General features: G+C 69.7%; 6 protein-coding genes and 1 pseudogene. 2 read left to right on the top strand and 5 right to left on the bottom strand.

What is annotated here, in order from left to right:
* Positions 1–204: pseudogene (locus E2C06_RS04405) on the bottom strand (hypothetical protein); the annotation flags it as partial.
* A gap of 201 nt (positions 205–405) precedes the next feature.
* Between E2C06_RS04405 and E2C06_RS04400 the strand changes: the two are divergent.
* Positions 406–1,269 (top strand): amidohydrolase family protein, encoded by an 864-nt coding sequence (locus tag E2C06_RS04400; RefSeq protein WP_133287345.1) that lies wholly within the window; start codon positions 406–408, stop codon positions 1,267–1,269.
* Position 1,270: 1 nt separating this feature from the next.
* On the opposite strand, the gene cutA is transcribed toward E2C06_RS04400, so the two are convergent.
* Entirely contained in the window at positions 1,271–1,597 is a 327-nt protein-coding gene (cutA, locus tag E2C06_RS04395; protein ID WP_133287344.1) for a divalent-cation tolerance protein CutA, read from the bottom strand.
* Between the two features lie 319 nt (positions 1,598–1,916).
* On the opposite strand from cutA, the gene E2C06_RS04390 reads away from it, so the two are divergent.
* The gene (locus E2C06_RS04390) at positions 1,917–4,517 is read left to right on the top strand and encodes a peroxidase family protein (RefSeq protein WP_133287343.1); all 2,601 of its coding nucleotides are present in this window, start codon (positions 1,917–1,919) and stop codon (positions 4,515–4,517) included.
* A 77-nt stretch (positions 4,518–4,594) separates the two neighbouring features.
* On the opposite strand, the gene E2C06_RS04385 is transcribed toward E2C06_RS04390, so the two are convergent.
* Genes E2C06_RS04385 through E2C06_RS04375 form a run of 3 tightly spaced genes read right to left on the bottom strand, consistent with a single transcriptional unit; the run spans position 4,595 to position 7,728 of the window.
* Complete coding sequence (locus E2C06_RS04385) at positions 4,595–5,590, bottom strand: branched-chain amino acid ABC transporter permease (RefSeq protein ID WP_133287342.1); 996 nt, start codon at positions 5,588–5,590, stop codon at positions 4,595–4,597.
* 2 nt (positions 5,591–5,592) lie between these two features.
* Positions 5,593–6,477 (bottom strand): branched-chain amino acid ABC transporter permease, encoded by an 885-nt coding sequence (locus tag E2C06_RS04380; RefSeq protein WP_133287341.1) that lies wholly within the window; start codon positions 6,475–6,477, stop codon positions 5,593–5,595.
* A 30-nt stretch (positions 6,478–6,507) separates the two neighbouring features.
* Positions 6,508–7,728, bottom strand: coding sequence for an ABC transporter substrate-binding protein (locus E2C06_RS04375; protein ID WP_133287340.1), 1,221 nt, complete (start codon positions 7,726–7,728; stop codon positions 6,508–6,510).
* Between the last annotated feature and the right edge of the window lie 12 nt (positions 7,729–7,740).

Below are 7,740 nucleotides of genomic sequence, written 5' to 3'. Positions count from 1 at the left end.
GTCCGAGACGCCGCAGCCGTGCTCGGCGAGAAAGGGCCGGAGGGCGGCCCATTCGGCATCGGCGAGCGGCGCCCAGGGCTGCGGCGCGAGCAGGCCGAAGGTCGGGCGGAAGTAGAGGTAGTTGTGCAGGTCGTGGCGGATGGCGAAGTCGGGGGGCAGGATCTCGGGCGGGATGCCGGGGTCGAAGCGGGGGCGGCGGCGCATCGGGTGGTCCCTCCGGCAGGAACCCGGAACGGAGCACGAAGATAGGAATAAAAGCAAGGAAAAAGGCAGGAGGCGGGGTGAAACCCTCAGCGCCCCCTTCGTGGAAAAGAAGTGTCCAGAGGCCTTTCGGCCGTTGGTTGCGGGGGCCGGGGGGGGCAAAGCCCCCTTGGCCTGCCGCTGGGCCTTCCCCATGCTGCCGGCATGACCACCCGCCGCACCCTCGTCATGGGCGCCCTCGCCCTCGCCGCCGCACCGGCCCGCGCCCAGCCCTCCCGCCGGGTCGACTGCCACACCCATGTCTTCGTCCCCGGTCTGTCGCGCGCCGCCGATGCGCGCTACGCGCCGGACTACGATGCCTCCTACGACCGGCTGCTGGCGCTCGCCGGGGCGAACGGCATCGGCCGGGCGGTGATCACCCAGCCGAGCTTCCTCGGCCACAACAATTCCTACCTGTTCGAGGCGCTGCGGGCGCGTCCCGACCGGCTGCGCGGGGTGCCCTGGATCGCCCCCGGCGCCACCGCGGCGCAGTGGGACGAGATGGCGCGGATCGGCGTGCGCGGCCTGCGCTTCCCGATCTTCGGCCTGGCCACGCCCGACTGGGCCGACTACCGCGAAACCTTCGCCGAAGCGAAGCGGCGCGGCTGGACGCTCGACCTTTACGTCGAAAGCCGCCGGCTGCCGGAGGTGCTGCCGGCGATGCTCGACAGCGGCGCCGCGGTGATCGTGCCGCATATGGGGATGGTCGACCGGGCGCTCGGGCCGCGGCGCGACCCCGGCTTCCGCCTGCTGCTCGACGCCGCGCGGACCGGCCGGGCCTATGTGAAGCTCAGCGGCGCCTATCGGATCGGGCTGGAGACGGCGCGCGAGGCGGCGGCGATGGTGATCGAGGCCTATGGGCCGGACCGCCTGGTCTGGGGCAGCGACTGGCCGCATACCAATACCAGCATGGACCGCGTCACGACCTATCCGCAGACCCTGGCCTGGCTGGCGGAGTGGGTGCCGGACACGGCGATGCGAGAGCGCATCCTGGTCGATACCCCGGCCCGGCTCTACGGCTTCGGCTGACTCAGCCCGCGCCGGCGCCGGCCCTGATCCATTCGACGAAGTCCGGGTCCCCGTCCATCGCCGGCAGCGCCAGGATGGCCGGAAGCTCGTAGCTGTGCAGGGCGCGGATGCGGGCGCGCAGCGGCTCGAACTGCGCGGCGGTGGTCTTGGCGACGAAGGCGGTCTCCTCCGCTTCCCGCAGCACCCCCGCGTCCCGGTAGATGGCGGTATGGCCCGGCAGGATGTTGACGCAGGCCGCCAGCCCCTCCCGCACCAGCGCCCGCCCGATGGTGGTCGCCTCCTCGGCATCCGAGGCGGTCACCCAGACCCAGAGAACGGCATCGGTCATCGGCGAAATCCCCGGCTGCGGCGGCATGCCGCTTACACGTCATGCTAGAGCGGGAGGTGGGAGGGCGTGAACGCCCGGACGGCTGAATCAGCCCTGAACGCAAAGACCGACCGCGGAGCCGCGGGCAGCTCCGAACGCAAACCGCCGTAGCCGCCCCGCCCGGCAGATGCGCGGGATGCGCGGGATGCGCGACCTCGCCGATATCCGTACAGCTGTTCAATAATGCCGGTTTCGTTCCGTTTCCTTTGATTCGATCCGCTCCGCCGCTGCCGTTAGTTGGATTGCAGACGATAATCATTCTCAACTAAGGCGGCCGTGCATGACCGAACGCAGCTATGACGGGTCGGGCAACAACCTCGACAACAGCGCGGCCAACGCCGCGGGCAGCGGCTTCATCCGCATCGCCCCGGCCCGCTACGCCGATGGCGTCTCGGCCCTGGCCGAAGGGCCGAATGCGCGGGACATCAGCAACATCGTGGTCGGCGAGGGCGATGCGGACGTCGCCAACAGCCTTGGCCTCTCGGGCCTGATGTATGCCTGGGGGCAGTTCATCGACCACGACATCAGCCGCACTCCGATCGACCGCAGCAAGGCGAACGATATCGTCATCCCCGGCGACGACTCGGTCTTCCTGCCCGGCAGCGCGATCCCGGCCGGGCGCGCCTTTACCGACCCCGCGACCGGCACCGGGCCTGACAACCCGGCGACCGCGATCAACGCCGTCAGCGGCTGGCTCGACGGCTCGATGGTCTATGGCTCGAGCGAGGCGACGGCCGCGAGCCTCAGGCTGGCCGACGGCCACATGCGGACCTCGGAGGGCGGCAACCTGCCGGTCGTCAACGGCGGCTTCGTCGCCGGCGACGTGCGGGTGATGGAGAACCCCTCCCTCACCGCGCTGCAGACCATCTTCGTGCGCGAGCACAACCTCTGGGTCGACCGGCTGGCGGCGGCCGACCCCACCCTCTCGGGCGACGCGCTGTACCAGCAGGCGCGGACCATCGTCACCGCCGAGATCAACCACGTCACCTTCACCGAATTCCTCCCCAAGCTGCTCGGCGGCGAGGCGATCGCCGGCTATGCCGGCTACGACCCTACCGTCGATGCCCGCATCGCGGTGGAGTTCGCAGGGGCCGCCTATCGCTGGGGCCATTCCACCGTCTCGGCCGAGACCGAGCGGACGGACGAGCAGGGCGTGGTCGTCGGCGGCAACGTCACGCTGCGTGACACCTTCTTCATGACGCCCGATCAGTTCGCCGCCCATGGCGGGGCGGACGGCTTCCTCCGGCACCTCGGCTCCGACGTGTCGCAGGAGATGGATGCGCGGATCGTCGACGACCTGCGCAACTTCCTGGTCGATCCGCCGGTCGGCCAGGACCTGGCGGCGATCAACATCGCCCGCGGCCGCGACCTCGGCCTGCCGACGCTGAACGGGATGCGGCTCGCGCTCGGCCTCGAGGCCTATACCGACTTCGCCCAGATCACCGACGATGCGGCGACCGTCGCGGCGCTGGCCGAGGCCTTCGGCAGCGTCGACATGATCGATCTCTGGACCGGCGGGCTGGCCGAGCGCCATGCGCCCGGCGCCTTCATCGGCGAGACCTTCGCGCTGGTGGTGGCCGACCAGTTCACCCGGCTGCGCGATGGCGACCGCTACTGGTGGGAGAACCTCGACCTCGCCCCCGGCCTGAAGGCCGAGATCGGCGCGACCAAGCTCAGCGACATCGTGCTGCGGACCACCGACACGCTCTATCTGCAGGCCGACATGTTCCTGGCTTATGAGCGGCGCGCCCCGGATGCCGAGCCGGAGGACCCTGGCCTGCCGCAGCTCGTCGTCGGCGACGGCAGCGACGAGACGCTGGAGGGCGGCGCGACCGACGACATCCTGGTCGGCCGCGGCGGGCGCGATACCGTGCTCTACCACGGGCTGCGGGAGGCGACGCAGCTGCTGCGTCAGGCGGATGGCAGCTGGCTGGCGGCCGGCCCCGATGGCCGCGACCACCTGCGGGAGGTGGAGTTCGTTCAATTCGCCGATGGCCGCGTGCATCTCGGCCCGGCCGCGGCGCGCGACTTCGCCGGCGAGGGCTATGCCGGGCTGCTCTGGCGCGACGGCGCGGGCTCGCTCTATGTCTGGAACTTCCGCGAGGGCGAGGCGCATTCCCATCACGGGCTGACCGACATGCCGCTGGCCTGGCGCCTGGCCGGCACCGGCGACATCGACGGCGACGGCACGGCGGACCTGGCCTTTTCCAATGCCGAGGGCGGCCTCCGCCTGGTGCGCGCCAACGGCATCGACATCTTCGACATGCACGACCTGGCACGGCCGGCGGGCGAGACGGTGATCGGCCTCGGCGACCTGAACGGCGACGGCCTGGCGGATGTCGTGGTGCGCGGCCTCGACGGCGTGGTGCGGCTGCTGGAAACGCAGCGCTTCGGCACGGTCGAGGAGAAGGCGATCGGCTGGCTGGAGCCGGACTGGCATGTCGCGGCGATCGGCGACTTCGACGGCGACGGCAAGGCGGACCTGCTGCTGCGCGGCGAGAGCAGCAGCATGAGCCTCTGGACCCAGGACGGTGCGCGGACGGTCTCCGACGTTTCCCTCGGCCACTCAGGCCCCGAGTGGCAGGTCGCGGGCACCGGCGACTTCGATGGCGACGGCAGGACGGACGTCTTCTGGCGCGACGAGGGCGGCAATACCTGGATCTGGCGGATGGACGGGCCGCAGGTGGTGCAGCAGGGCGGCTTCGGCCAGGTGGGCGAGGAATGGCAGGTTGCCTCGATCGCCGATTTCAGCGGCGATGGCCGCGACGACGTCATGTGGCAGCGGGAGGACGGCGTTCTCTGGCTCTGGCAGATGGACGGCATCGCCATCGCCAGGCAGGGCCTGGCCGGCTTCAGGCCGGAGGGCTGGGACCTCGTCTAGACCGGAGGTGTCCAGAGGCCCTTCGGCCATCGGCGGGTGAATCCAGGGAGGGCGGTGCCCTCCCTGGCTGCCTCGCCCTACAGCTTCACCTTCAGCAGCGCGCCGAGCTCGCCGATGAGCCCGCGCCGGAAGGCCAGCACGCAGGCAACGAAGATCACGCCCTGGATGACGGTGACCCAGGCGCCCATCTCCGCCAGGTAGTTCTGCATGGTGACGATCACCGCGGCGCCGACCACCGGCCCGAAGACGGTGCCGAGCCCGCCGACCAGCGTCATCAGCACGACCTCGCCCGACATGGACCAGTGCACGTCGGTCAGCGTGGCGATGCCGAAGACGATCGACTTGGTGGCGCCGGCGACGCCGGCCAGCGTCGCCGAGAGAATGAAGGCCATCAGCTTGTAGTCGTCGGTCCGGTAGCCGAGCGAGGTGGCGCGCGGCTCGTTCTCGCGGATCGACTTCAGCACCTGGCCGTAGGGCGAGTGGATGATGCGGTGGATCAGCAGGAAGCCGAGCAGGAAGATGCCGGCCACCATCCAGTACATCGCCATGTCCTGGTCGAGCGGGAAGAGGCCGAGGAAGCTGCCGCGCGGGATGGCCTGGATGCCGTCCTCGCCGCCGGTGAAGGGCGCCTGGACGCAGAAGAAGTAGACCATCTGCGCCAGCGCCAGGGTGATCATGGCGAAGTAGATGCCCTGGCGGCGGATGGCGATCCAGCCGGCGACCACGCCGAGCAGCCCGGCCGTCGCGCCGCCGATGATGATCGAGACCTCCGGCGTCAGCCCCCAGGCCTTGGCGGCATGGCCCGCGAGGTAGCCGCCCATGCCGAAATAGGCGGCATGGCCGAAGCTGAGCAGCCCGACATAGCCGATCAGCAGGTTGAAGGCGCAGGCGAAGAGCGCGAAGCAGAGCAGCTTCATCAGGAAGACGGGGTAGAGCACGAAGGGCGAGACCACCAGGAAGGCGACCAGGACCCCGAGCGCCACGAGCTGCGCCCGGGTGAAGCCCCAGACGCCGTCGGATTCCTTGGCGTGGTCCGGAATGGCGAGCGCGGTGATGGAGGTGGTGTCGGCCATGCTCAGGCCCTCCCGAAGAGGCCGGCGGGACGTGCGAGCAGCACGATCGCCATGATGACGAAGATGACGGTGGCGGAGGCTTCCGGCCAGAAGACCTTGGTCAGTCCCTCGACGATGCCCAGCGCGAAGCCGGTGAGGATGGAGCCGAGGATCGAGCCCATGCCGCCGATGACGACGACGGCGAAGACCACGATGATGAGGTTCGAGCCCATCTGCGGGTTCACCGAGTAGATCGGCGCCGCCAGCACGCCGCCGATGGCGGCCAGCGCCACGCCGAAGCCGTAGGTCAGCGTCACCATGCGGGGCACGTTGACGCCGAAGGCCTGGACCAGCGCGGCATTCTCGGTCGCCGCGCGGAGATAGGCGCCGAGCCGGGTCTTCTCGATGATCAGCCAGGTGGCGAGGCAGAGGATCAGCGCCGCGACCACGACCCAGCCGCGGTAGATCGGCATGAACATGAAGCCGAGGTCCCAGGCGCCCGAGAGCTCCGGCGGGATGCGGTAGGGCAGGCCGGAGGAGCCGAATTCGTTGCGGAACACGCCCTCGATGATCAGGGCGAGGCCGAAGGTCAGCAGCAGCCCGTAGAGGTGGTCGAGCTTGTAGAGCTTACTGATGAAGAGCTTTTCCAGCACGATCCCGGTGAAGCCGATGATGATCGGCGACAGGATCAGCGCCCACCAGTAGCCGATGCCGGCCCAGGCGAGCAGCATCCAGGCGCAGAAGGCGCCCATCATGAACTGCGCGCCATGCGCCATGTTGACGATGTTGAGCAGGCCGAAGATCACCGCGAGGCCAAGCGAGAGCATCGCATAGAAGGCGCCGTTGATCAGGCCGAGCAGCAACTGCCCGAAGAGCAGCGGCGCGGGGATGCCGAAGATGTCGTCCATGCGGGTGGTCTCGGTCCTTGGTTTCTTGGATCAGCTGCGGACGAGCGGGCAGCCGCCCTCGGCGAGCGGCCGGAAGGCCTCCTCGCCCGGGGTGGTGGCGGCCAGCTTGTAGAGGTCCCAGGGATTGCGGGATTCGCCCGGCGCCTTGACCTCGAAGAGGTAGGCCGGGTGGATGCAGCGCCCGTCGGGCCGGATGGTGCTGGCGCCGAAGGCGTCGTCGTCGGCCGGCATCGCCTTCATCCGGTTCACCGCCTCGACGCCGCTCGCCTTGGCCGCCGGGACGCCCATGTCGGCCACCGCCTTCAGGTAGTGCAGCACCGCGCCGTAGCAGCCGGCCGGCACCATGGCGGGCGGGCGGCCCTCGTTCTTCGCCCGCACGCGCTCGGTCAGCGCCCGGGTTCGGTCGTTGAGGTCCCAGTAGAAGGCCTCGGTCAGGTTGAGCCCCTGCCCCGCCTCGAGCCCGAGCGACTTGACGTCGACGATGCCCATCAGCAGCGCGGCGAATTTCATCGACCGCTGCAGCCCGAATTCGCGGGCGCCCTTGATGCAGTTGACCGTGTCGGTCGAGGCATTGGCGAAGCCGAGCACCTTGGCGCGGCTGGCCTGCGCCTGCAGCAGGAAGGCGGAGAAGTCGGTGGTTGCCGGGAAGGGATAGCGCACGTTGCCCAGCACCCGGCCGCCCGCCGACCTGACGAAGTTGGAGGTGTCGCGTTCCAGCGCATGGCCGAAGGCATAGTCGGCGGTGATGAAGAACCAGCTGTCGCCGCCGGTCTTGACGATGGCGGCGCCGGTCGACTTGGCCAGCATGTAGGTGTCGTAGGTCCAGTGCACCGTGTTCGGACTGCACTGCGCACCGGTCAGGTCGGAGGTCGCGGCGCCCGAGTTCAGGTGGACCTTGTTCTTCTCGCGGGCGATCTGGTTGACCGCCAGCGCGACGGAGGAGGTCGGCAGGTCGACCACGGCGTCGATGCCCTGGTCGAACCATTGCCGGGCGATGTTGGCGCCGACATCGGGCTTGTTCTGGTGGTCGGCCTGCAGCACCTCCACCTGGAAGCCGCGGCTGCCGAAATCCTGCACCGCCTGCTGGGTCAGCACGACGCTGCCCGGTCCGGTGGTGTCGCGGTAGGGCCCGGACATGTCGGTGAGGACGCCGAGGCGGATCACCTGACCACCCTGGGCGCGCGCCCGCGGCAGCCCGCCGAGCGCCGTGGCGGCCCCGGCGGCAAGCATTTCGCGCCTGTTCAACGACATGTCCGTTCCCTC

The organism is Dankookia rubra (genome assembly GCF_004355005.1).
Lineage (GTDB): Bacteria > Pseudomonadota > Alphaproteobacteria > Acetobacterales > Acetobacteraceae > Paracraurococcus > Paracraurococcus ruber_A.
Note: the sequence above shows the minus strand (reverse complement) of the source record. Positions and strands in the feature narration are given on the sequence as shown.